The organism is Agromyces sp. 3263, assembly GCF_031456545.1.
GTDB lineage: Bacteria > Actinomycetota > Actinomycetes > Actinomycetales > Microbacteriaceae > Agromyces.
The window spans coordinates 745,466-769,120 of the sequence record NZ_JAVDUV010000002.1 but is presented as its reverse complement, the minus strand read 5'-3'; the positions used below and the strand labels follow the sequence as shown (position 1 = coordinate 769,120).

At 70.9% G+C, this 23,655-nt stretch carries 20 protein-coding genes and 2 tRNA genes; 16 read left to right on the top strand and 6 right to left on the bottom strand.

What is annotated here, in order from left to right; translation table 11 throughout:
- Position 1 precedes the first annotated feature (1 nt).
- On the bottom strand, positions 2-565 hold the full coding sequence (locus J2X63_RS16880) for a TetR/AcrR family transcriptional regulator (RefSeq protein WP_309979355.1): 564 nt from the start codon (positions 563-565) through the stop codon (positions 2-4).
- Between the two features lie 77 nt (positions 566-642).
- Between J2X63_RS16880 and J2X63_RS16875 the strand changes: the two genes are divergently transcribed.
- Positions 643-2,250 carry an MFS transporter gene (locus J2X63_RS16875; RefSeq protein ID WP_309979353.1) on the top strand — a complete coding sequence of 536 codons (1,608 nt, stop codon included), beginning with the start codon at positions 643-645 and terminating at the stop codon, positions 2,248-2,250.
- Between the two features lie 93 nt (positions 2,251-2,343).
- Here the strand turns inward: J2X63_RS16875 and J2X63_RS16870 are convergent, their stop codons facing one another.
- On the bottom strand, positions 2,344-2,607 hold the full coding sequence (locus tag J2X63_RS16870; RefSeq protein WP_159600435.1) for a DUF6458 family protein: 264 nt from the start codon (positions 2,605-2,607) through the stop codon (positions 2,344-2,346).
- Between the two features lie 135 nt (positions 2,608-2,742).
- On the opposite strand from J2X63_RS16870, the gene J2X63_RS16865 reads away from it, so the two are divergent.
- The 4 genes from J2X63_RS16865 to J2X63_RS16850 are packed head-to-tail and all read left to right on the top strand — an operon-like array spanning position 2,743 to position 6,170.
- A complete protein-coding gene (locus J2X63_RS16865) occupies positions 2,743-3,804 on the top strand; it encodes a 3-isopropylmalate dehydrogenase (protein ID WP_309979351.1) in 1,062 nt (353 codons plus the stop codon).
- Between the two features lie 24 nt (positions 3,805-3,828).
- The gene (locus J2X63_RS16860; RefSeq protein ID WP_309979349.1) at positions 3,829-4,944 is read left to right on the top strand and encodes a branched-chain amino acid aminotransferase; all 1,116 of its coding nucleotides are present in this window, start codon (positions 3,829-3,831) and stop codon (positions 4,942-4,944) included.
- Complete coding sequence (locus J2X63_RS16855; RefSeq protein ID WP_309979347.1) at positions 4,944-5,384, top strand: GNAT family acetyltransferase; 441 nt, start codon at positions 4,944-4,946, stop codon at positions 5,382-5,384. The genes J2X63_RS16860 and J2X63_RS16855 overlap by 1 nt, the downstream gene beginning before the upstream one ends.
- Positions 5,385-5,393: 9 nt before the next feature.
- Positions 5,394-6,170, top strand: a complete 777-nt coding sequence (locus J2X63_RS16850; RefSeq protein WP_309979345.1) for a fumarylacetoacetate hydrolase family protein — start codon at positions 5,394-5,396, stop codon at positions 6,168-6,170.
- A gap of 25 nt (positions 6,171-6,195) precedes the next feature.
- On the opposite strand, the gene J2X63_RS16845 is transcribed toward J2X63_RS16850, so the two are convergent.
- The gene (locus J2X63_RS16845) at positions 6,196-7,227 is read right to left on the bottom strand and encodes an aminotransferase class V-fold PLP-dependent enzyme (RefSeq protein WP_309979343.1); all 1,032 of its coding nucleotides are present in this window, start codon (positions 7,225-7,227) and stop codon (positions 6,196-6,198) included.
- A gap of 81 nt (positions 7,228-7,308) precedes the next feature.
- Between J2X63_RS16845 and J2X63_RS16840 the strand changes: the two genes are divergently transcribed.
- From J2X63_RS16840 to J2X63_RS16815, 6 genes are all read left to right on the top strand, one after another.
- On the top strand, positions 7,309-8,247 hold the full coding sequence (locus J2X63_RS16840; RefSeq protein ID WP_309979341.1) for a LysR family transcriptional regulator: 939 nt from the start codon (positions 7,309-7,311) through the stop codon (positions 8,245-8,247).
- A gap of 71 nt (positions 8,248-8,318) precedes the next feature.
- Entirely contained in the window at positions 8,319-9,833 is a 1,515-nt protein-coding gene (gene gltX, locus J2X63_RS16835) for a glutamate--tRNA ligase (RefSeq protein WP_309979339.1), read from the top strand.
- 100 nt (positions 9,834-9,933) lie between these two features.
- A tRNA-Gln gene (locus J2X63_RS16830) sits at positions 9,934-10,005 on the top strand.
- A 357-nt stretch (positions 10,006-10,362) separates the two neighbouring features.
- The gene (locus J2X63_RS16825; RefSeq protein ID WP_309979337.1) at positions 10,363-10,731 is read left to right on the top strand and encodes an ATP-dependent DNA ligase; all 369 of its coding nucleotides are present in this window, start codon (positions 10,363-10,365) and stop codon (positions 10,729-10,731) included.
- A gap of 155 nt (positions 10,732-10,886) precedes the next feature.
- Positions 10,887-12,068: a tyrosine/phenylalanine carboxypeptidase domain-containing protein gene (locus tag J2X63_RS16820; RefSeq protein ID WP_309979335.1), complete on the top strand. Its 1,182-nt coding sequence runs from the start codon at positions 10,887-10,889 to the stop codon at positions 12,066-12,068.
- Complete coding sequence (locus tag J2X63_RS16815) at positions 12,065-13,063, top strand: glutathione synthase (protein ID WP_309979333.1); 999 nt, start codon at positions 12,065-12,067, stop codon at positions 13,061-13,063. Before J2X63_RS16820 ends, J2X63_RS16815 begins: the two co-directional genes overlap by 4 nt.
- Before the next feature lie 166 nt (positions 13,064-13,229).
- Here the strand turns inward: J2X63_RS16815 and J2X63_RS16810 are convergent, their stop codons facing one another.
- Complete coding sequence (locus J2X63_RS16810) at positions 13,230-14,525, bottom strand: glycosyltransferase (protein WP_309979332.1); 1,296 nt, start codon at positions 14,523-14,525, stop codon at positions 13,230-13,232.
- Positions 14,522-16,684 (bottom strand): glycosyltransferase, encoded by a 2,163-nt coding sequence (locus J2X63_RS16805; protein ID WP_309979330.1) that lies wholly within the window; start codon positions 16,682-16,684, stop codon positions 14,522-14,524. Before J2X63_RS16805 ends, J2X63_RS16810 begins: the two co-directional genes overlap by 4 nt.
- Before the next feature lie 392 nt (positions 16,685-17,076).
- On the opposite strand from J2X63_RS16805, the gene J2X63_RS16800 reads away from it, so the two are divergent.
- Entirely contained in the window at positions 17,077-17,919 is an 843-nt protein-coding gene (locus J2X63_RS16800; protein ID WP_309979328.1) for a class II glutamine amidotransferase, read from the top strand.
- Positions 17,920-18,119: 200 nt separating this feature from the next.
- Complete coding sequence (locus J2X63_RS16795; protein ID WP_309979325.1) at positions 18,120-20,441, top strand: transglycosylase domain-containing protein; 2,322 nt, start codon at positions 18,120-18,122, stop codon at positions 20,439-20,441.
- A 70-nt stretch (positions 20,442-20,511) separates the two neighbouring features.
- Here J2X63_RS16795 and J2X63_RS16790 read toward each other — a convergent pair whose 3' ends face one another.
- Positions 20,512-21,150, bottom strand: coding sequence for an MBL fold metallo-hydrolase (locus J2X63_RS16790; protein ID WP_309979323.1), 639 nt, complete (start codon positions 21,148-21,150; stop codon positions 20,512-20,514).
- Between the two features lie 61 nt (positions 21,151-21,211).
- Between J2X63_RS16790 and J2X63_RS16785 the strand changes: the two genes are divergently transcribed.
- The 3 genes from J2X63_RS16785 to J2X63_RS16775 all read left to right on the top strand — a co-directional run bounded on the left by J2X63_RS16785 (position 21,212) and on the right by J2X63_RS16775 (position 23,624).
- A complete protein-coding gene (locus J2X63_RS16785; protein ID WP_309979321.1) occupies positions 21,212-22,114 on the top strand; it encodes a diacylglycerol kinase family protein in 903 nt (300 codons plus the stop codon).
- Between the two features lie 78 nt (positions 22,115-22,192).
- Positions 22,193-22,265, top strand: a tRNA-Glu gene (locus J2X63_RS16780).
- Positions 22,266-22,580: 315 nt separating this feature from the next.
- The gene (locus J2X63_RS16775; RefSeq protein ID WP_309979319.1) at positions 22,581-23,624 is read left to right on the top strand and encodes a TerC/Alx family metal homeostasis membrane protein; all 1,044 of its coding nucleotides are present in this window, start codon (positions 22,581-22,583) and stop codon (positions 23,622-23,624) included.
- The last annotated feature ends 31 nt before the right edge of the window (positions 23,625-23,655 follow it).

Here is a 23,655-nt window from a genome sequence, read left to right as displayed (position 1 = left end):
CTCAGGTGCGAGGCGGGCCGTCGGCGAGCCGTTCGAGCAGGGCGACCAGGTCGTCCATCTCATGCTCGGGGGGCGCGTCGACGCCCGTCTCCGCGTCGTCGCCGTGCAGCGCGGAGTCGTAGTACAGGCCGTCGCCGATGAGCGTGATGGCGAGTGCGACCGTGGGGTCGGCCACGTGCGTGCGCACCGCGCCGAGCCACCGTTGGCGCACCGAGCGGATCATGCGAACGGCCGACGGATGCCCCGCCTGCGCGAGTCGCGCGGCGGCGACGCCTGCTCGCTCGAAGGCCGTATCGCTCGCGACCGACGTGCGCACGAAGTAGGCGACGGGACCCTCGGGTGCTGAGGCCATGACCTCGAGGTCCGCATCGACGAGCGCGGAGAAGCGCGCCAGGACGGCGTCGATCAGGGCCTCGCGCGTCGGGAAGTGGTAGAGCAGCCCGCCCTTCGAGACCCCCGCCCCGCGCGCGGCGGCATCGAGCGTCGCGGCACGGTCGCCGCCCTCCACGAGGAGGCGCTCGAAGGCGTCGAGCACGGCGTCGCGCGCGGCTGGGGGACGGCTCATGTGCTCGATCGTAGCGAGCGGCATCCGATCGTGACCTGATACTATACCGGCTGGACGGTAAAGTAATGGAAGCCGAGATGACGAACACCACCCAGCCCGAGACCCAGCCGAACGAGCTCGCGTCGCGCAGCACGGCGCCGATCGATCCCGGCCGGGCGTCGGCGGTGCCGGAACGCCGCGGCCCGCGCGCGCCGCGCCGCGCCTGGGTGGCGCTCGCCGTGCTCATGCTGCCCGTGCTCCTCGTCTCCATCGACAACACCGTCCTGAGCTTCGCGCTGCCCGCCATCTCGCGCGACCTCGCACCGACGGCCGCCCAGCAGCTCTGGATCATCGACGCGTACCCGCTCGTGCTCGCCGGCCTCCTCGTGGGCATGGGCAGCGCCGGCGACCGCTTCGGCCGCCGCCGCATGCTCCTGATCGGTTCGACCGGCTTCGCCGTGGTCTCGGTCGTCGCCGCGTTCGCGCCGACGGCGGAGGCGCTCATCGGCGCCCGCGCGGCCCTCGGCTTCTTCGGCGCGATGCTCATGCCGTCGACCCTGTCGCTCCTGCGCGCGGTCTTCACCGATCGCGAGCAGCGACGACTCGCGATCGCCATCTGGGCGTCGGGCTTCGCGGCCGGCAGCGCCCTCGGGCCCCTCGTCGGCGGGCTCCTCCTCGAGCAGTTCGCGTGGGGGTCCGTCTTCCTCCTCGCGGTGCCGGTGCTCGTGCCCCTGCTCGTGCTCGTGCCGCTGCTCATCCCCGAGAGCCGCGACCCCGCGCCCGGGCGCATCGACGTCGTGAGCACGGTGCTGTCGCTGGCGGCGATGGGCCCGATCGTGTACGGCATCAAGTCGCTCGCCACCGAGGGCGTCGACGGCTTCGGCCTGCAGGCGATCGCGTTCGGCGCGTTCTGCGCGGTGTGGTTCGTGCGGCGGCAGTTGCGCAGCGAGTCGCCCATGCTCGACGTGCGCCTGTTCCGGCAGGGCTCGTTCGGCGGTGCGGTGCTCGTCAACCTCTTCAGCGTGATCGCGCTGGTGGGATTCCTCTACTTCGTGTCGCAGCACCTGCAGCTCATCGCGGGGCTCACGCCGGTCGCTGCGGGCCTCGCCCTGCTGCCCGGCCTCGTCGCGATGATCATCGCCGGACTCGTCGTGGTGCCGATCGCCCGTCGCGTGCGCCCTCGCCTGCTCGTGCCGGTGGCGCTCGGCCTCTCCGCCGGGGGATACCTCCTCATCGCGCTCACCACGAGTGCGGAGTCGATCGCCCCCATCGTGCTCGCATTCGTGCTGCTCGGCGTGGGCATCGGCTCGGCCGAGACGGTCTCGAACGAGCTCATCCTCTCGAGCGCGCCGCCAGCGAAGGCCGGTGCGGCGTCGGCCGTGTCCGAGACCGCCTACGAGCTGGGCGCCGTCCTCGGCACTGCGGTGCTCGGCAGCATCCTCGCGGCGCAGTTCCGGTCGGGCATCGTGCTGCCGTCGCTCCTCACCGACGGGCAGGCGGATGCCGCGCGCGAGACGCTGGCCGGGGCCGTCACGGTGTCCGAGCAGCTGCCCGGCCCGATCGGCGCCGAGCTCGCGGCATCCGCAGCTCACGCGTTCGACGGCGGGGTCGTGGTGACCTCGCTCATCGGCGTGGGACTCATGCTGGCGGCCGCCGTGGTCGCGGCGATCGCGCTGCGGAACCCGGCGCCGGCTCCGACCGAATGAGCACGTCGGGCAAGCCGGTCGCCCGGCCCAGCCGGCCCGCATGACGAACGGCCGCCGCCCTCGTCGGGGCAGCGGCCGTTCGGCGCATCGCACTCAGAGGACGGTCGGGTCCTCGGGGGTCGAGTGCTCGTTGCGCACGACCCGGTCGCCGGTGGCGGGGTCGACGCTCGTGTGCGAGGTCGTCACCGAACGGCGACGACGCGCGAGGAGCACGATGCCGATGATGATGATGATCGCTCCGGCGATCATGAGGATGTAGCCGACCAGCTGGAGGTTGATCCAGTCGACGGTGAGGTTCAGCGCGAAGGCGAGAATGGCGCCGATCACGAAGAGCACGATTCCGAGACCGAGACTCATGGGGTCCTGCTTTCTCTCCGGCGGCTCCAGGTGCCGCGGTTCGATGAGGCGGATACCTCGTCCTGAGGCCGAGTGTATCGAGCGGCTCCCTGCCCGGACACTACGCTGGGAGGGCTGGCGCACGAAGGAGAATCCATGGTAGGCACGGTCAGGCTCGCGGTCATCCGGGGCGACGGAATCGGCCCAGAGGTCGTCGATGAGGCGCTCAAGGCGCTCGACGCAGCCGTCGCGGGCACCGAGGCCGCCTTCGAGCAGACACCCTTCTCACTGGGCGCGGGGCGATTCCTCGAGACGGGCGACGTGCTGACCGACGAGGACCTCGCGGCCATCAAGGGCCATGACGCGATCCTGCTGGGAGCGGTCGGGGGCGTGCCCGGCGATCCACGGCTCGCGGGCGCCAACATCGAGCGCGGGCTGCTGCTCAAGCTGCGTTTCGAGCTCGACCACTACGTGAACCTCCGGCCGTCGATCCTGCACGCGGGGGTGACGAGCCCGCTGGCGAACCCCGGCGACGTCGACTTCGTCGTCGTCCGCGAGGGCACCGAGGGGCCCTACGTCGGCAACGGCGGTGCGATCCGTGTCGGCACGCCCGCCGAGGTCGCCAACGAGGTCTCGGTGAACACCGCCTACGGGGTCGAGCGCGTCGTGCGCTATGCCTTCGCCGCGGCATCCGCGCGCCCGCGCAAAAAGCTCACCCTCGTGCACAAGACGAACGTGCTCGTCTTCGCGGGGTCACTCTGGAAGCGCACGGTCGACGCGGTCGCCGCCGAGTTCCCCGACGTCGCGGTCGACTACCTCCACGTCGACGCCGCGACCATCTTCCTCGTCACGGATCCTGCTAGATTCGATGTCATCGTCACGGACAACCTCTTCGGCGACATCCTCACCGACTTGGCCGGCGCGATCAGCGGCGGCATCGGACTCGCGGCCTCGGGCAACATCAACCCCGACGGCCGGTTCCCGAGCATGTTCGAGCCGGTCCACGGATCCGCGCCCGACATCGCCGGGAAGGGCATCGCCGACCCCACCGCCGCCATCCTCTCCGTGGCACTGCTCCTCGACCACCTGGGTCACGAGGAGCAGGCAGCGAAGGTGCGACGGGCGGTCGCCGCCGACATCGCCGAACGCGGCGACGCCGCACGATCGACCTCCGAGGTCGGCGACGCGATCGTCGCCCGCATCGACGCAGACGAGTAACCAGCGCACCCGAAGGACGACAACATGACCATCAACCTCCCGCTCCAGGCCCCGTCCGCTGCAGGACTCACCTGGAACGTCACCCGTAACGACGCGGCGAAGACCGACGCCGAGCGCGAGGCGATCCTCGCCGATCCCGGCTTCGGCAACCACTTCACCGACCACATGGTCGACCTCTGCTGGTCGGAGAAGGGCGGATGGCACCGCCCGCGCGTCTCGCCCTACGGCCCGATCCAGCTCGAGCCGTCGGCCGCGGTGCTGCACTACGCGCAGGAGATCTTCGAGGGCCTGAAGGCCTACCGCCACGCCGACGGCTCCGTCTGGACCTTCCGGCCCTACGAGAACGCGGCCCGCATGCAGCGCTCGGCGGCCCGTCTCGCCCTGCCCGAGCTGCCGAGCGAGTACTTCCTCGACTCGCTGCGCCAGCTCGTCGCGGTCGACGGCGCGTGGGTGCCGACGGCTCCCGAGATGAGCCTCTACCTGCGCCCCTTCATGTTCGCGAAGGAGGCGTTCCTCGGCGTGCGCCCCGCGAAGAAGGTCGCCTACTACCTCATCGCGAGCCCGGCCGGAGCGTACTTCCACGGCGGCGTGCAGCCCGTGTCGATCTGGCTGTCGACGAAGTACGCCCGCGCCGGCAAGGGCGGCACCGGTGCGGCGAAGACCGGCGGCAACTACGCGTCGAGCCTGCTGCCGCAGGCCGAGGCGGCCGAGCACGGGTGCCAGCAGGTGCTGTTCCTCGACGAGGGGAAGTACCTCGAGGAGCTCGGCGGCATGAACGTGGTGCTGGTCTATCGCGACGGCACGCTCGTGACGCCCGAGTCCGACTCGATCCTCGAGGGCATCACGCGCGACTCGGTGCTGCAGCTCGCGAAGGATCGTGGCCACACGGTCGAGAGCCGCAAGGTCACGATCGACGAGTGGCGCGAGGGGGCGGCATCCGGCGACATCGTGGGCGCGTTCGCGTGCGGCACCGCGGCGGTCATCACGCCCATCGGCCGCCTGCTCGCCGAGGACTTCGAGATCGTGCACTCGGGATCGGCGGCCTCGGAGCTGGCGCTCTCGCTCCGCGAGGAGCTCACCGGCATCCAGTACGGCCGCGTCGAGGACCGCCACGGCTGGCTGACCCGCCTCGACGCCTGATGCCCGGCGCGGCCATCCGGCCGTTCCGTCGTGAGGACACCGAGCCGGTGGTGGCGCTCTGGCGCGCTGCCGGCCTGGTGGTCCCGTGGAACGACCCGTACCGCGACATCGAGCGCAAGCTCACGGTGCAGCCCGACCTGTTCCTCGTCGCCGAGGACGACGGGGGAGCGGTGGTGGGCGCGGCGATGGTCGGCTACGACGGCCATCGCGGCTGGGTGAACTACCTCGCGGTCGACGCGTCGCGTCGCGGGGAGGGCCTGGGCGCGGCGATCATGGCCGAGGCAGAGCGGCTCCTCATCGCGCTGGGATGCCCCAAGCTCAACCTGCAGGTGCGCTCGACGAACCAGGGCGTCATCGACTGGTACCGCTCGCTCGGCTACGAGCCCGACCACGCGGTGAGCCTCGGCAAGCGACTCATCGCCGATGCCCCCGACCAATAGGCTGGCAGCATGAAGATCGCGCGTTTCTCCCACGGCGAGACCATCGCCTTCGGCATCCTCGACGAGGAGGATGACGAGCTCGTCGTGCTGAAGGCCGACCCCATGTTCGCGGGGTTCGAGCCCACGGGCGAGCGTGTGCCGCTGAGCGAGGCGAAGCTGCTCGCGCCCGTCATCCCGCGGTCGAAGGTGGTCGCGGTCGGCAAGAACTACCGTGAGCACGCCGAGGAGATGGGCGGCGAGGCGCCGACCGAGCCGCTGCTGTTCCTGAAGCCGAACACGTCGGTCATCGGTCCGGGCGATGCCATCGTGCTGCCGCCGCAGAGCGAGCAGGTCGAGCATGAGGGGGAGGTGGCCGTGGTCATCGGCCGCATCGCGAGGAACGTGGCCGAGGCGGATGCCGCGGGCGTGATCTTCGGGTACACGATCGCGAACGACGTCACGGCCCGCGACCTGCAGCGGCGCGACGGCCAGTGGACGCGCGCGAAGGGCTTCGACACGTTCTGCCCGCTGGGGCCCGTGATCGACACCGACCTCGACCTCGAATCGGGCACCATCGAGGTGAGCGTCGACGGCGAGCGACGGCAGCACGGCCGGCTCGCCGACATGGTGCACTCGATCCCCTCGATCATCGCCTACGCCTCGAGCGTCTTCACGCTGCTTCCCGGCGACGTCATCCTCACGGGCACACCGGCGGGGGTCGGCCCGATCGTCGACGGCAACACGGTGGACGTCACCGTCTCGGGGCTGGGCACGCTCTCGAACCCGGTCCGGGCCGCCGCGCGCTGACCTTCCGCGTCAAGGGTCCAGCGCGTCAACGCCCCAGCGCGGTCGCGGCGAGCTCGACGTCCTCGAGGTCGTTCCACAGGTGGAACGCGACCCGAGCACGGCCCGCCCGGCCCGACGCGGTGATGCCCGCAGCGGTGAGCGCCGCAAGGTCGGCGCCCTCGGCGTCGGGCCAGGCGACGATCGCGCTGTCACCGGCGTCGAGGCCGAGGCGCCCGCGGAACGCGTTCGCGAGCCCGAGGGCGTGGTCGTGCACCTCGGCGGCATCGAGGGACGCGGCGAATCCGAGCGCGGCCTCGGCGCCGGCCCACGCGTGCCAGGCGGGGGAGACGTCGAACCGGGTCGCGTCGCCGGCGAGGTGGAGGTCGGGCCCATAGCAGGAGGACCACGGATCCGCTCCCGAGTACCAGCCTGCCGTGTACGGCGTCAGCTCGTCGGCGAGTCGCCCCGAGACGGCGGCGAACGCGGCGCCGCGGGGCGCGCCCAGCCACTTGTAGGCGTGGCAGACGATGAGGTCTGCGTCAAGGTCGGTGGTCGGCAGCCAGCCGGTGGCCTGGGTCGTGTCGACGAGCACCCGCGCTCCGGCGTTCTGGGCGGCGTCAGCGACGGATGCCGCGTCGGCGATCTCACCCGTCGCCGACTGCACGAGCGAGTACGAGACCATCCACGTGTCGGGGCGCACCCCGTCGGCGAGGTCGGCGAGCGGCACGTGGCGCACGCGCAGGTCGCTCCGGGCGAGGAAGGGGGCCACGACCGAGGAGAAGTCGCCGTCGATGCACAGCACCTCGGCGCCCGCGGGGGCGGATGCCGCGGCGAGCCCGGTGAACACCGAGACTTGCGAACCCGTGGCGACGCGGGCGGCGTCCACGCCGAGGAGGGTCGCGGCGTGGCCGCGAGCGCGTTCGAGGGTCGCGGAGTACTCGACGGCGCTCGCGGTGCCGGACGCCCAGCGTTCGAGGTCAGCCAGCACGGCCTCGCGCGTGACGTCGGCGGGCAGCCCGAGCGTGCAGGCGGCGAGGTAGCCGCGGCCGGCGGCGAATCGATCCCGGAAGGTGGACATGCCTCAAGTCTCGGCACCGCTGATCCATTCGACAACCGCAGGTGAGTGATCATATGCATGCCATGGAGTTATGATTCGAGCATGTCCGACGCATCGATCGAGGGACTCGCCGCCGCGCTCGACCTGCAGACCGTGCGGGTGGTGCGGCAGATCGCCGAGCACGGCTCACTCACCGGGGCGGCTGAGGCGCTCGGCTACAGCCAGCCCGCCGTGAGCCAGCAGCTCCGTCGCTTCGAGGCGCGCACCGGCATCGCGCTCGTCGAGCGGGTCGGCCGCGGCATCCGGCTCACCCAGTCGGGGCGCGTGCTCGCCCGGCACGCCAACGCGGTGGCGACCGCGCTCGAGGCCGCGGCCGGCGAGCTCGCCGACATCCGCGGGCTGCGTGCCGGCCGTGTGCGGCTCGTCGCGTTCCCGTCGGCATCGGCGACGCTCGTGCCCCGCCTCATCGCGGCGCTCGGCGCCGCGCACCCCGGCGTCGGCGTGACCTACGTCGAGGCCGAGCCGCCCGAGGCGGTCGCCGCCGTCCGCGCCGACCGGGCCGATCTCGCGATCACCTTCAGCTATCCGGGCGACCGGGACGACCCGCACCGCGCCAGCGCGCGCGGGCTCGACGTGCGGGCGTTCGACGACGAGCCGATGCGGCTCGTGCTTCCGGCAGGACATCCGGCCGCGGCATCCGACGTCGTCGACCTGGCCGCCCTCGCAGACGATCCCTGGATCGCCGGATGCCCGCGCTGCCGCGGCCACCTGCTCCAGCTCTCGGATGCCGCGGGCTTCGCGCCCCGTATCGCCTTCGAGACCGACAACTTCGTCGCCGTCGAGGGCATGGTGGCGCAGGGGCTCGGCGTGGCGCTGCTGCCGGCGCTGGCCCTGGCGGCGTCGCCGCGGCACCGCGGCGTCGTCACCCGTCCGACCGCGGGAGCCGACGTGCGGTCACTGCACCTCGTCACTGCGCGAGGCGCCGAACGCGTGCCGGCCATCGCCGCCACGATCGCGGCGCTCGAGTCCCTCGCGGCCTGACCGGCGGGTCGGAGCGGCGCGGACGCGCACGCGGCATGGCCCGGGTGCGGCGCTCGATAGCATGGTCGGGTATGTCCGAGACAGCTCACCCCATCACCACCGCCGCCGGCAGCGATGTCCGCGTGCGATTCTGCCCGTCGCCCACCGGCACGCCCCACGTGGGGCTCGTGCGCACGGCCCTCTTCAACTGGGCCTACGCGCGCCACACCGGCGGCACCTTCGTGTTCCGCGTCGAGGACACCGACGCGGCCCGCGACAGCGAGGAGAGCTACGAGCAGCTGCTCGACGCGCTGACCTGGCTCGGGCTCGACTGGGACGAGGGCATCGGCATCGGCGGGCCGCACGCGCCCTACCGCCAGTCGCAGCGCGGTGACATCTACCGCGACCTCATCGACCGGCTCATCGCCTCGGGCCACCTCTACGAGTCGTACTCGACCGCCGAGGAGATCGACGCGCGCAACTCGGCGAACGGTCGCCCCAAGCAGCTCGGGTATGACAACTTCGACCGCGACCTCACCGACGAGCAGCGCGCCGCGTTCCGCGCCGAGGGTCGCCAGCCGGCACTGCGCCTGCGCGTACCCGAGGTCGACCTCGGGTTCGACGACCTCGTGCGCGGCCGCATCGACTTCCCGATCGGCTCGACCATCGACTTCGTCGTGGTGCGCCCCAATGGCGCCCCGCTGTACACCTTCGTGAATCCCGTCGACGACGCGCTCATGGGGATCACCCACGTGCTCCGCGGTGAGGACCTGCTCTCCTCGACGCCACGGCAGATCGCGCTCTACCACGCGCTCATCGACATCGGCGTGACCAGCTTCGTGCCGCGCTTCGGGCACCTGCCGTATGTCATGGGGGAGGGCAACAAGAAGCTGTCGAAGCGCGACCCCGAGTCGAGCCTGTTCCACCACCGCGAGCGCGGCTTCATCCCCGAGGGCCTCGTCAACTACCTGGCGCTCCTCGGCTGGGGCTTCTCCGCCGACCGCGACGTGTTCTCCCGGGACGAGCTCGTGGCGGCGTTCGACGTCGTCAACGTCAACCCGAACCCTGCGCGCTTCGACCTCAAGAAGGCCGAGGCGATCAATGGCGACCACATCCGCCAGCTCGGCGTCGCGGAGTTCGCCGCCCGCACGGTTCCCTACCTCCAGGAGGCGGGCGCCGTCGAGACGCCGATCACCGCCGCCCAGGAGGCGCTCCTCGCCGAGGCCGCACCGCTCGTCCAGGAGCGCATCGGCCTGCTCGGCGAGGCGCCCGGAATGCTCGGCTTCCTCTTCACGGATGCCGCGGGCCTCCGCTACGACGATGATGCCCTCGCCGGCCTTCCGGCCGACGCACCGGCCGTGCTCGCCGCCGCTCGCGAGGCGCTCGACCGGCTCCCGGCCGACGCCTGGGTCCACGACCAGATCGAGGAGGCCCTCCGCGGCGCCCTCGTCGACGGGCTGGGCCTCAAGCCGCGCGTCGCATTCGGCCCGGTGCGCACGGCGATCTCGGGTCGCCGTGTCTCACCGCCACTCTTCGAGTCGATGCAGATCCTGGGCAAGATCGACTCGATCGAGCGCATCGACCGCCTCGCGGCCCGCCTCGGCTAGGCCTCCGCGGCGGGCTGTCGGCCGAGGCCGGCTCAGTTTGGTCGGGCCGTGGTCCGTAGGCTAGAGTTGCATGTCGGCGCGGGCTTCGGTCACGGGCCATTGGGGTATGGTGTAATTGGCAACACGGCGGTTTCTGGTACCGTTGTTCTTGGTTCGAGTCCAGGTACCCCAGCAAGATCAGCAGCCCGGAACCCCGCCTGAAGAGCGGGCATCCGGGCTTCTTGCGTCTCAGGGGTCGGATTCCGCGGGAGTCATCGCTCCCCTCCAGCAGCCGAACGAACACGTTCGGAGCCGACCGGCAGTCCGCAGCTTCGCTCACGCACCTCGTGGGTTCGGGCGAAGATCAAGGCCGTTCCTTCCTCGCCATCGGATCAGCCGTTCGTCCGCGGTTTCCCGCGGCTCGCCGCGCGGCAACGTATGGTCGGGGCCAGGACTCGGTTCCGTTGTGGCGTTTCCCCAGAAGCCTCCTTTCGCCTCCCAGCACCTGCACCATGCAGGGCTCCTTCGATCCAGGCGCGGGAGGCACGGAATGGGCTTCTTCATCTACGACAGCAGCCGCGAGGTCGCGGTCGACGACCGCACGCTCGTCCATCTGCAGGTCGTGATCGTCGACAAGTTCCGCCGGAACGAGCGATTCGCGATGACACTGTTCGATCAGAAACGACTCGTCACCGTGTGGATGACCCCCCAGTCTCCGTTGCAGTTCGTCTACGAAGGCAATCGTCAACCGAAGCTGAACCGGGTCTGGCTCGACCAGCTGTCCGACACCTCGGCGATGACCGGCATGCTCCAACTCATACCTGAACCCGCGGAGCAGTGCCCAGTTGATCCGGGAGCCCTGCCCGGGAGAAGTCGAAGGAATGTCAAGGGGTGGCGGACCGCGACGAGACCGGGCTAGATCGGTGCTGCCACGTGGTGAGTGCACGTCCTCTCACGCGGCAGCGACCCGAACGCGAAACGGAGGCACCCGGATGAGCAAGCCAACGATGGGCATGCGCCCGAGCGTGTCCGAGGTCGCTCGGCGGGCCCACAACGCGTCGGTGGGGTCGTGAGATGTCATCACCGACCGAGCAGCTGGCGCCGGCACTCGACATCGACGCCCGGCTGACCGAGATCGAGCGCCGCGTGAACCTCCTCGTCAACGTCACGCCACTCAACGCGGCGGAGGCGTGGGCGGACTTCGAACGCAGTGACTTCGGCACGGCCCCGACGCTTCGGCTGCGGCCGCTGGACTTCGATCCGGACCTGGCGCACCGCGAGCTGTACGACCTCGAGGTCGAGCACGTGCACGACCCGGCGCTGCACACGCTCTTCCGTGCGAAGCGGGATGAGATCGCCCGGCAGATCACCGCATTGGAGGACCGCGACACGTCACGGTTCCTCTACGGGTCGCTCCAGCTCTACGGAACGGTGGCACCGCCGCTGGCCGCTGCGGCGGCGGAGTTGCTCGAGACCATCCCCCCGCAGGCACCCAGCACCCAGAGCGTCACGGCCGGGGCGTTCGCCGACGCGGCCCGTGCGGAGTTCGAGCGCTACCGCGCCGTGTACCCTGACTTCCCCGTCCGCGTGGAGGTGCGGGACGACATCTCCGAGCTGATGGTGTCGTTCGGCCGACTGCTCATCCCCGAGTCCGCGGTATTCCGCGCCGACCGGGTCGAACCCCTCCTGCACCACGAGGTCGGCACCCACGTGGTCACCTACCAGAACGGTGCGCGGCAGCCCCTGACGCTGTTGACCATCGGCCTGCCCGGCTACGACGAGACCCAGGAGGGCCTCGCCGTGCTCGCCGAGTACCTGACGGGAGGCTTGGACCCGCGGCGGCTGCGCGTGCTCGCGGCGCGAGTGGTCGCGGTCGGGAAGATGCTCGACGGCGCCGGCTTCCTGGACATCTTCGAGTCGCTGCGGGCTGACCACCGCATACCGGCGCGGACCGCGTGGTCCATCGCCATCCGGGTGGTCGTCGGGGGCGGTTCGGTGAAGGACGCGATCTACCTTCGCGGGATCACGCGCATTCTCGACGCCCTCGCCGAGGGCAGCCGGCTCGACGCCCTGCTCGTCGGCAAGCTCGCGTTGGACCACATCCCCCTGGTGCAGGACCTGCTCGACCGCGGGGTGCTCCATGCGCCGTGGGTTCGGCCTCGCTGGCTGGATGTGCCCGGTGCGCAGGAGCGCCTGGACAGGCTGCGCGCCGGCGCGACGGTCACCGATCTCTACGAGGGAGACGTGGCGGCATGAGGCTCGCATTCCTCGTCAACGACGTCGACACCGAGGTGGACGAGTACGCCACCACCCGACTCGCCAGGGCCGCGGCCCGGGGTGGGCATGAGACCTGGTATGTCGGCGTCGGAGACCTCGAGCTCGGCAGCAGCGACGGGCGGTTCGCGGCCACGGCTCGCGCCGCGAGGTGGAAGAGCGACGACACCCTCGCGAGCTTCATGGAGGGGATCAAGGCGCGCGACGCCGAGCGGATCGTCATGGACGACCTCGATGCGGTCTTCCTGCGCAACGAGTCGATCGACGACCTGCAGGAGCGCCCCTGGGCCAGCCCGATGGGCGTCGTGTTCGGAAAGATGCTCGCGGACCGCGGTGTGGCGGTGGTGAACGACCCGCACACCCTTCATCGAGCGACCAGCAAGCTCTACCTGGAGGAGTTCCCCGAGCAGGTCCGGCCGCGGTCGCTGGTGACACGCGATCCCGAGGCGATCGAGCGGTTCGTCGACGACGTCGGCCACTGCGTCGTCAAACCGCTGTACGGGGCCAAGGGCCGCAACGTCTTCATGATCGAGGGTCCGGGAGAGACCAACCTCGCGCAGATGACGGAGGCGGTCCTGCAGGACGGCTACGCCATCGTCCAGGAGTTCATCGAAGGAGCCGAGGAGGGCGATGCCCGGATCTTCCTGCTGGAGGGCCGCATCCTCGAGCGCGACGGCAGGCCGGCCGCCTTCCGACGCGTGCCCACCGGCAACGACCCGCGCGCCAACATCAGCACCGGTGGTCGGTCGGTGCCGCTCGAGGTCGGTGAGGCGGAGCTCAGCATCGTCGAGGCGATCGGCGACAAGCTCGTCGCCGATGGCATGTTCCTCGTGGGCATCGACGTGATCGGCAGCCAGGTGGTGGAGATCAACGCGGAGAGTCCCGGCGGGTTCCAGAGCGTCGAGCGGCTCTACGACATCGACATCGCCGAGACCGTCATCGAGGCCCTGGAACGCCGCGCGAGCCCGGAGTCATAAGGCCTACCACTCCGGCGACGCGTGACTCCGCGGCCTCGCACGGGTTCTCGCGAGCGGCCCACTCGTCTCACGTGATCTCGGCCACTCGAAGCGCTCACGCCGCCGCACCGTATCCACCACGACGACCTGGGGGTGCGCGAGCTCACGGTCGTCTGGTTCAGGTGTTTCAGCCGGCCAGTGCGTCGAACGCGCGTTCGGGCCCCGGCTTCTCGCGCTGCCTGGCCGACGCCTCGCGGAGGCGGGACCGAGCGCCCGACTCCGCCGCCATCGCCCATTCCAAGGCGGCGGCGAGTTCCTCGATCGACGCGGTGTTCGGGTCGAGCGCCACGCCGACGCCGCTCCGCTCCACCGCCGCGCCGCCTGCGAACTGGTCGGTGGAGAACGGCAGCACGACGAGGGGGACTCCGGATCCGACGGCCTCCGTGACGGAGTTGTTCCCGCCGTGCGTGACCGTGGCCGCGGCGGCGGCCAGCAGCCGCACCTGCGGCAGGTAGGGCCGGACCAGCCAGTCGGACGGCAGGGTACCGAGCTCCCCGGCCGGCGTCGATCCGCTCGCAACCGCCAGCCGCACGCCCGCCGACCGAGCCGCGTCGGCGACCCGCCCGAGCACGTCGCCGCGCACCGACAGGAAGCTGCCGAAGCTCACGTAGGCGAACCGGCCCGCCTGCCTGATCCACGCCTCGACCTCGGGATCGACTCGCTCCGACCGGAGCGTCGATCCCAGGAAGCGATGCGGGGGAAGGAGCGATCGTCGCTGCTCGTCGACGAGCTCGCCGGGGTAGTTGTACAGCACCACCGGGCCGTGCTCCGCGAACGCGTCGTGCGACGTGGGGAATCCGGGGTGGAGCTCGCGACCCACCCGGTTCCACTCGGCGGTGAACGAGGTGGTGACCCGCGCGCACCGCCGCCGGAGCTCGTCCAGTTCCCCGGGTTCGAGGTGGAACGCGGACGGCCACGCCGAGGGGCATCCGTAGACCTCGTCGCCGACCGGCAGCGCCGACGGATGCCCCAGCACGACATCCCCGTAGGAGAGGCCGGCGGAGTCGAGCCCGAGGCGCGCGCTGAACGCGAGATGGTCGACGAGGATCTGGTCGGGCGCGACCGCCTCGACGATCCGCAGGGTCGCCCTGGCCGAGGCCGCGGGCTCCCACATGAGGTCCACGAGTCGCTCGGCTGCCTGGTACTCGAGCGTCGCCACGGCGCCGCGGCGGGTCGCCTCGAAGAAGCCGCGCAGCGACGCCGCCTCGTCGCGGGGCTGGTCGTCCGTGGCGATGACGCCGGGGTTCGAACCCCGACCCAGGCGCAGGTCCACTCGTTCGAAGCCGAACCCGGCGACGACCTCGGCCGTCGCCGGCCCGCTGGCGACCACCACCCGTTCGCCCCGCGCCTGCCACGCCGTGGCGAGGGTCGCCAGGGGGAGCAGGTGCGAGGCGTAGTCGGGGCTGATGACGAGCAGCGTCATCGTGTCGCATCCAGCCGCTCGAGCGCGGCCTCGTCGCGGGCCACGCCCCGGTAGACGCGTCCGAGCGCCACGGACATGCCCTGGACGGTGAAGTGGTCGCGCACCATCCCACGGGACCGCTCGGCCCGGGCGGTATCGTCGTGCGTTGCCCCGTCGAGCGACTCGTCGAGCGCCCACGCGAGGCGTTCCGCGTCCCACGTCGCGGTCAGCAGGCCGGTCACACCGGGCTCCACATAGGTGGCGGGCCCGCCACCATCGGGGGCGACGACCGGAAGGCCGGTGGCCATGGCCTCGAGCAGCGCGATGCCGAACTCCTCCTTGAGGCTCGCGCACGCGTAGACGCCGCCGGGTGCGACGAGGCCCGGGATCCCGAGCCGGGCTGCGGCGAGCCAGCGGGCTGCGACGTCGTTCGAGCGGTGGCCGGGCAGCATGAGGCCCGCGGTGGGCCGCTCCGACGCCGGCACCGCTCGCTCGATGAGGTCGAGCTGCTGGCATTCGTCGGGAGAGGGATGCTCGAGGTCGCCCCCGATGACGAGGAGGTTCGCGCGTCGCCGCACCGGGTGGGTGGCCCATGCCGCCACGAGCGTCGCCATCCCCTTCACCCGGTGGAGCCGGCCGAGCGTCACGATCAGGGGCAGGCCCCGGCGTTCGGGGGCGAGTTCCTCGACGAGGGTGCGCAGCTCGGCGATGGCGGGCACCGGCGGGGCGCCGTGCGCGTGCGCCGCGGCATCCGCCACCGCCTCGTCGATCGTCGCGAGGTCGACGCCCTCGGGCACCACCGTGTGGCGCTCCGCGCGGGCGGTGAGGTCGATGCCCACGAGCCGGCGCAGGTCCTCCTCCAGGTGCGGCCGGGGGAACAGGACCGTGTGCGCCGCGTTCGCCGCGAGCCGCTGCACGAGGCGCGTGCGGAACCAGAAGTGCTCGGCGAGGTCGAACCGGCCGAAGTCGTGCCGGCTCATCGCACCCGAGCGGTCGAGCGACTCGATCACCGCGTGCGGGTCGGGCGCCACGGTGAACACCACGGGGATGCCGAGCTCCCGTGCGACCTCCGCGGCCGCCAGGCTGCCGACGTCGGCCATGCGCAGGTGCAGCACGTCGACGCGGCCGGCCGCGAGCAGAAGACGCCGGATGCCGCGGCGGGCGGCGACCCGCAGGGGCCACGCCGCGGCCGACGGCACGGGGTCGCGGAGCAACGGGATACGCCCGTAGACATGCCCCGAGGCGCCGTCGCGGAGTCGGACGAGATCGGCGGCGGCCCCATCGACGGAGCCGCGAGAGAGGGTGAGGACGCGCTCCACCCCGGTCTCACGGTCGCGCACGAGGGCGTCGCCGAGCCGCACCAGGAGCGTGGCGATGCCGCCGTTGTCGCCGGAGCCGGCGGAGCTCAGCAGGGGATCGAGGTCGGCGTGCAGGAAGAGCTGCGCGACCGTCAGGCCCGCTCGGCGATCCTCCGCCCGTGCGTCAGGCGAACGCAGGTGCGGGCGCAGGTCGAGCAGTGCCAGTTCCGCGACCGCGCCGAGGGGACCGCCGCCGGCGGCCACCACGTGCAGGAACTCAGCCAGCCGCGGATCCGCGGACCGCTGCCCGATCGCCGAGACGGCCGCGATGCGCACCCCGTCGGCCTCAGCGGAGTCCCGGGCGATGCGGAGGAGCGGCGCCGTCGCGATCGAATGCCGCACGAGCCCGAGGGTCTCCACCACCCGCGCGCGGGCGACCGGCTCGACGACGCCGAGCAGCGCCGCCTCGGTCCCCACCACGAGCGCCTCGGCCGTCGTGGGAGACCACTGCTCGAGCGTGCGCTGCGCGAGCATGCCCCCGAACCCTCCGCTGACGACCATGCCGAGCAGGGCGCCCATCGCATCCGCGCGTGGGAGGCCACCGCCGAGCGCCCACGCCGCGTGCTCGCGGAGGAAGGCGCGCTCGTCGGTCAGCAGGCCGACGAGCATCCTGCCCGCCTCACGGTCGAACATCCCGGCGAGGGCGTGGGTCGATGCGATGGCGGCGATCTCGTCGTCGTCGCGGAGCGCGCCGCCGAGCACCCGGAGCGTGCGGACGCCCGGATCCCGGCCGGCCTCGAACGCGAGGTCGTCGGCCAGTCGCATCGCGTCCACGATCGCGTCGGCACCGGTCACTGCATCGAGTGCGGTCTGGACTCCCACGACGTCCTCCTCATCGACGCGCGCCGCCGCCGACGGCCATCTGCGCCACCGATCCTGCGGTTCGGGTGTGATCGGCTCATCGAGTCTCGGCGCTCCGCGCCGAGGCGGCATCCATCATTCGGATGACGGCGAAGGACCCCGGCCAGGAGAATGTGGTCGGGGCCCGTCGTTCCCGTGGGTGTCGGGAATCGCACCGGCGGCCGGATGACGCTTGCGGGAGGTCCCACGGCTGACGGTCCCCACATCGTAGGCGCGTCGGCGAGGCATCCGATGCCCCCAGAATGGGGCGCCGGGGACCGTGGTGGTCCGTCACGGCTCACGCCGGACTAGCATGTGGCCAACGGCGTCGCGTCGCACGAGGCATCGCCGACGATGTGCAGGGGGATGACCGCATGTGCCGCTGGCTCGCATACTCGGGGGAACCGCTCCGACCGTCCACGCTGATCCTCGACACGCAGCACTCGCTCGTGAAGCAGTCGCTGAACTCGCCGCTCGGGGCGGAGACGGTGAACGGCGACGGGTTCGGCATCGGCTGGTACCCGACCGGCACCGCCGACGACTCGAAGCCGGCGCTGTTCCACAGCATCGAACCGGCCTGGCATGACGAGAACCTGCGCGAGCTCACCCAGGCGATCGAGAGCCCGCTCTTCTTCGCGCACGTGCGAGCGGCGGGCGGACCGCCCATCCAGCAGACGAACTGCCACCCGTTCCGGTACGAGAACTGGCTGTTCATGCACAACGGCTTCCTCGGTGACTTCGTGAAGATGAAGCGCGACCTCGTCTTCGCCGTGGACCCGTCGCTGTACCCGCACATCCACGGCACGACCGACTCCGAGGTGATCTTCCACCTCGCGCTGTCGCTCGGGCTCCGTGACGACCCCATCGCCGGCATCACCGCCGCCGTGCAGCTGATCGAGAAGGTGGGCCGCGACCACGGCATCGCCTTCCCCATGCAGGGCACCATGGCCGTCTCCGACGGGACGACGATCTGGGCGTTCCGCTACTCGACCCAGCGCCGGTCGCGCACGCTCTTCCACTCCGAGGACATCGACACGCTGCGTGAGCTGTACCCCGATGTCGAGCGGCTGAACCTGTTCGGCCGCAACGCGCGGGTGGTGGTCTCGGAGCCCCTGAACGACATGCCGGGCGCGTTCATCGAGGTGCCCGAATCGACCGTCGCCATCATCGGCGAGGGCGAGTTCGACCACCGGCCGTTCCTCGCCGAGGCCGAGTGATCGACGGGGCGAGCGGACACGGGGCCGGATGTCGCACCGAAGGCTGGACAGGCACGGCATGCTGAGGTTCGATGGTGATCGAACCACCATGGTGCCCGCCCTACCGGGCACGCGTCACCCGCACGATCGCGGGCTCCGGGAGTGATCGCATGGCCGTCCGGAACAAGCGGAATCGGGATTTCGCCGAGACGCGGACTCCCGTGGGTGTTCTGGGTGGGCTCATCGGGCTCGTGGCGGCCAGTGCGGCCGCGGCCACGCTCGTCGTCGTCGGGGTGACGCCGGCGATCGCGACCGTCGGCATCGCGGCATCCGGCACCATCGGCATGTTCGAGAACCTGCCGAGCTACCTCGAGATCGGGGAGCTGTCGGAGAAGAGCAACATCTACGCGACCAGGTCCGACGGATCCACCGTGCTCCTGGCCTCGTTCTACGACCAGAACCGCATCGAGGTCGGCTGGGACGGCATCAGCCAGTACGTCAAGGACGCGACGGTCGCCGGCGAGGACCCGAGGTTCTACGAGCACGGCGGCATCGACCTGCAGGGCACCGTGCGCGCGGCGGTGACCACGGCGACCGGCCGTGAGACGCAGGGCGGGTCGTCGATCGCCCAGCAGTACGTCAAGAACGTGCGCGTGCAGGAGTGCGAGGGCATGGCCGACGTCACGGCCCTCGAGGACCTCACCGAGGAGGAGCGGGAGGCGCTCACCGGTGACGAGCGGCACGCCCTCATCGAGCAGGAGCGCCTCGGCTGCTACGACACCGTGACCGAGACGTCGATCGACCGCAAGCTCAAGGAGATGCGCCTCGCGATCGGCGTCGAGAAGCGGTACACGAAGAACGAGATCCTGCTCGGCTACCTGAACATCGCCGGCTTCGGCGGCACCGTGTACGGCATCGAGGCCGCGGCGAACTACTACTACAACACCAGCGCTGCGAACCTCTCGCTGGCGCAGGCCGCCTCCCTGATGGCGATCGTGAACAACCCCGCGAAGTTCCAGATCGACAAGCCCGAGAGCGAGACGAACGGTGCGGCGAACGGCTACGCCGAGAACACCTCACGGCGCAACTACATCCTCGACCGCATGCTGGAGTACCGGAAGATCACGCAGGCGGAGTACGACACGGCGGTCGCAACGCCCGTGCAGCCCGCCATCACCGAGCCGAGCACCGGATGCCAGACCGCGGGGGGCAGCGCCTACTTCTGCGACTACGTGAAGAACATCCTGCAGAACGACCCGAACTTCGGCGAGGACGCCGACACGAGGATGCGCAACTTCCGGCGCGGCGGATTCCAGGTGTACACGACGCTCGACCTCGACCTGCAGAACGCGGCAGAGACGACGATCGCGCAGAACGTGCCGCAGACCTATCCCGGGTGGGACGTCGGCGCGGTGATCTCCTCGGTGCAGGTCGGCACGGGCCGGGTGCTGGCGATGGCGCAGAACCGCATCTACAGCCAGGATCCCGAGGTGCTCAACTCGGGCCCACAGTTCACGAGCATCAACTACAACACCGACTTCGAGTACGGCGGTTCGCGCGGATTCCAGCCCGGTTCCTCGTACAAGGTGTTCACGCTGGCGGAGTGGCTGAAGACGGGGCACGCGCTCTCGGAGCGGGTCGACTCCCGGCCGAAGGCCAACTGGGGCACGTTCCAGGACAGCTGCCTCGGCCCGCAGAACTACGACGCCGAGCACTGGGCGCCGCGCAACGACGCCAACGAGGCGGGTGCCAACTACAGCGCCCTCGAGTCGACGATCGGCTCGATCAACACGGGCTACATCGGCATGGCCAAGCGGCTCGACCTCTGCGGCATCCGCAAGACCGCCGAGGCGTTCGGCGTGCACCGCGCCGATGGCGAACCGCTCGTGCAGAGCGCCTCCGCGGTGATCGGCATCAACGAGGTGGCGCCGCTCACCATGGCCGTCGCGTTCGCCGGCATCGCGAACAACGGCGTCACCTGCACCCCCGTCGCCATCGATCGCATCGTGGGGCGCGACGGGCAGGAGCTGCCCGCCCCGCAGACGACGTGCACGGAGTCGGTGCCGCCTGCGGTCGCCGCGGCGATGCACTACGCCATGATCCGGGTGATGACGAGCGGCACCGCCACCGTCTCGAACGGGGCGACCTCGCCGCACGTGCCGCTCATCGGCAAGACGGGGACCACCGACGGGGCGAAGGACACCTGGATGGTCGGCGCCAGCTCCAAGGTGGCCACGGCGGCGGCCGTGGTGAGCGTCAACGGCGATGCGAACCAGCGGGCCATCTCGTTCGCGAGCGGGCAGGCCGCGACCGCACGCCACCGGATGTGGCCGGCCGTCATGTCGGTGGCCGCGGCGAAGTACGGCGGCGACCCCTTCACCGAGGCCGGACCGGGCCCGGTCGCTCCGAAGTCGGGCGGCGTCGACGGCGGAACCACCGAGACGCCTGCACCGGCCGATCAGACGGAGGGCGGCGGCAACGGCGGGAACGGCAACGGCAACGGCAACGGGGGCAACGGCAACGGCGGGCCCCCCGGGCAGTGACCGTGCTCGCCGTCATCTCGCGTGGACGACCGCGCATGCGGCGAGCGACGGCCGCCCCCTCCCGCGTGGCTCAGAAGTCGATCGAATCCCCGGGTTCGAGGGGCAGGTACTCGCCGCCGCCCTGCTCGACGGCCCAGCGGAGGCGGGCGTTCGAGAGGTCCTTGCCGGCGCGCGACAGCAGCATCTCATGCGTCGGGAACGCCCGCTTCGGCGCCACCTCGACGACGTAGTCCATGGCCTCGCTGATCTTCATCCAGGGCGCGGCGGCCGGCGCGGCGAGCACGTCGACGGCGATCCCGTCGGGCGCGACGAACGAGTCGCCCGCGTAGTACAGCGCCTCGTTCACGAGCACCCCGAGGTTGTCGATGATCGGGATCGACCGGTGGATCTGCGCGTGCTGCCCGCCGAAGAACCGCAGCCGGAAGGGCCCGACCGCAACCTCGTCGCCCGCCGCGACCGTCTCCACCGGGAATCCGGATGCCGCCGCGGCGACGCCGGCCGGGCCGAAGATGCGCACGCCGGGGTTGGCGCCGACGATGCGGCCGAGCTGCTCGGGCGTCCAGTGGTCGGCGTGCTCATGGGTGATCACCACGGCGGCGGTGCCGGCCGACTCCGTGATGGGAGTGGTGAAGCTGCCCGGGTCGATGTAGAGCTTGTCGCCCGAGTCCTCGATGACGAGCGCGGCATGTTCGAGCTTCGTGAGTCGCATGCGTCGAGCCAACACCGCCCGCCGCACGGCGCGCAAGCCCGTCGCCTGCCAGAATCGCAGCATGATCCGAGCCCCGCGGCGCCTCCTCGTCGCCGTCAACCCTGCCGCCTCCTTCGGGCGCAATCGCGCGGTGGGGCCGGCGGTGGTCGAGCGGCTGGTGGATGCCGGGTACGACGTGTCGATGCTCCGCGAGGCGAACTTCGAGTTGCTCCGGCGCGAGGCCGAGTCGGCGTTCGAGCAGCGCCCCGACGCCCTCGTCGTGGTGGGCGGCGACGGCATGGTCTCGCTCGGCGTGAACCTCGTGGCGCAGACGGGCGTGCCGCTCGGCATCGTGGCGGCCGGCACGGGCAACGACCTCGCCCGCGGGCTGGGGCTGCCGTACGACGATCCGGTCGCGGCCACCGATGCGCTGCTCGCGGCGCTCGACCGCGAGCCCCGGCGGATCGACGCCGGCATCATCCGGCACGGCGACCTGCGCACGTGGTTCGCGTGCGTGGTCTCGACGGGCTTCGACGCCGTCGTCAACGAGCGCGCGAACCGGATGACGCGTCCACGCGGCCCCAGTCGGTACACGCTCGCCCTCGCCCGCGAGCTCGCCACGTTCCGTCCCCGCACGTACGCCATCACGATCGACGGGGTGCGCCGGGAGCAGCGCGCGATGCTCGTGTCGGTCGCGAACAATCCGTCGCTGGGCGGCGGCATGCGCATCGTGCCGCACGCCGACCTCGCCGACGGCCTGCTCGACGTCTTCATCGTCCATCCGCTGTCCCGTTCAGCGCTCGTCCGCGTGTTCCCGAAGGTCTTCGCGGGCACCCACGTCGACCACCCCGCGGTCGAGTTCGTGCGGGCGAGCCGGGTGCGCATCGAGGCCGATGACATCGTCGCGTACGCCGACGGCGAGCGCATCGGCCGGCTCCCGATCGAGGTCGACGTGGTGCCCGGGGCGCTGTCGGTCTTCGCATGATCACGGCGACGGATGCCGCGGCGGCGTCGATTTTGCGGGAGCCGCGAGCCTGTGTCATACTCTTCAAGTTGTCGATTCGGCCCCATCGTTTAGCGGCCTAGGACACCGCCCTCTCACGGCGGCAGCGCGGGTTCAAATCCCGCTGGGGTCACAACAGCGAAAACCCCCGGTCACCCGGGGGTTTTCTGCATTTCCGGGCGGTATTCTCCCGCCCGCGCGGGGTCACCCGCCGACCGCCACCTCCCGCCGCCAGGTCGCATGGCGAGCACGCGGTGCGCTGCGGCATCCGCTCGCCCTCCGCTAGACTCGGCTGAGCGAAGGGGAGTATCCCGCGAGGCGCACGCCTCGGGCCACGATCGTCAGTACGAGCGCCAGAGACGCCGCTCCGGGCGTGGCGGCGCGCCGAGGGCGCGGTCGGGAGAGACTTTCGGGTTCACCTGTACCCACTCACCCCGGAAGGCCTCCTGTGCTCGAACTCCCCGTCTGGTTCGAAGTCGGCTCCCTCGTGGTCCTGACCCTCGTCCTCATCGGCGACCTGCTCCTCGTCATCAAGCGCCCCCACGTGCCCTCGTTCCGGGAGTCCACCCTGTGGGTGGTCTTCTACGTGGCGCTCGCGCTCGTGTTCGCGCTGTTGATGCTCCTGCTCGGCGACGCCGAGCACGCCGGCCAGTTCGTGGTCGGCTGGCTCACGGAGTACAGCCTCTCGATCGACAACCTCTTCGTGTTCGTCATCATCATGGCGAGGTTCTCGGTGCCGAAGAAGATGCAGCAGGAGGTGCTCATGGTGGGCATCATCCTCGCGCTGATCTTCCGCGGGGTCTTCATCCTCCTCGGCGCCCAGCTCATCGAGAACTTCAGCTGGATCTTCTACATCTTCGGCGCCTGGCTCGTCTGGACGGCGATCCAGCAGGCGTTCCTGCATCGCGAGGAGAGCGCGGAGGAGACCGAGAGCGCGCTCGTGCGGATGCTCCGCAAGCGCGTTCGCATCTCCGACGACTACGACGGCATCAAGCTGCGCACCACCGTCGACGGCACGCGCATGTTCACGCCGATCCTCATCGTGTTCATCGCGATCGGCACGACGGACCTGCTCTTCGCGCTGGATTCGATCCCCGCGATCTTCGGCATCACGCAGTCGGCGTTCATCGTCTTCACGGCCAACGTCTTCGCGCTGATGGGCCTCCGCCAGCTCTACTTCCTGCTCGGCGGGCTGCTCGAGCGGCTCGAGTACCTCAAGTACGGCATCGCGTTCATCCTCGCCTTCATCGGCGTGAAGCTCGTGTTCCACGCCCTGCATGTCAACGAGCTTCCGTTCCTCAACGGCGGCGAACCCGTCGAGTGGGCACCCGAGATCTCCACGTGGGCCTCGCTCGGCGTGATCGTGGTGGCGATGGCCGTTGCGACGATCGCGAGCCTGGTCAAGGCTCGAGTCGACTCGAAGCGCCGCGGCGTGAAGCTCATGGACGAGGTGCCGCACTTCACGGAGGACGCCCCCGGCCGCGAGCGCTGACCGGTCCGGCGGTCCCGCCGCTGTGCACAGC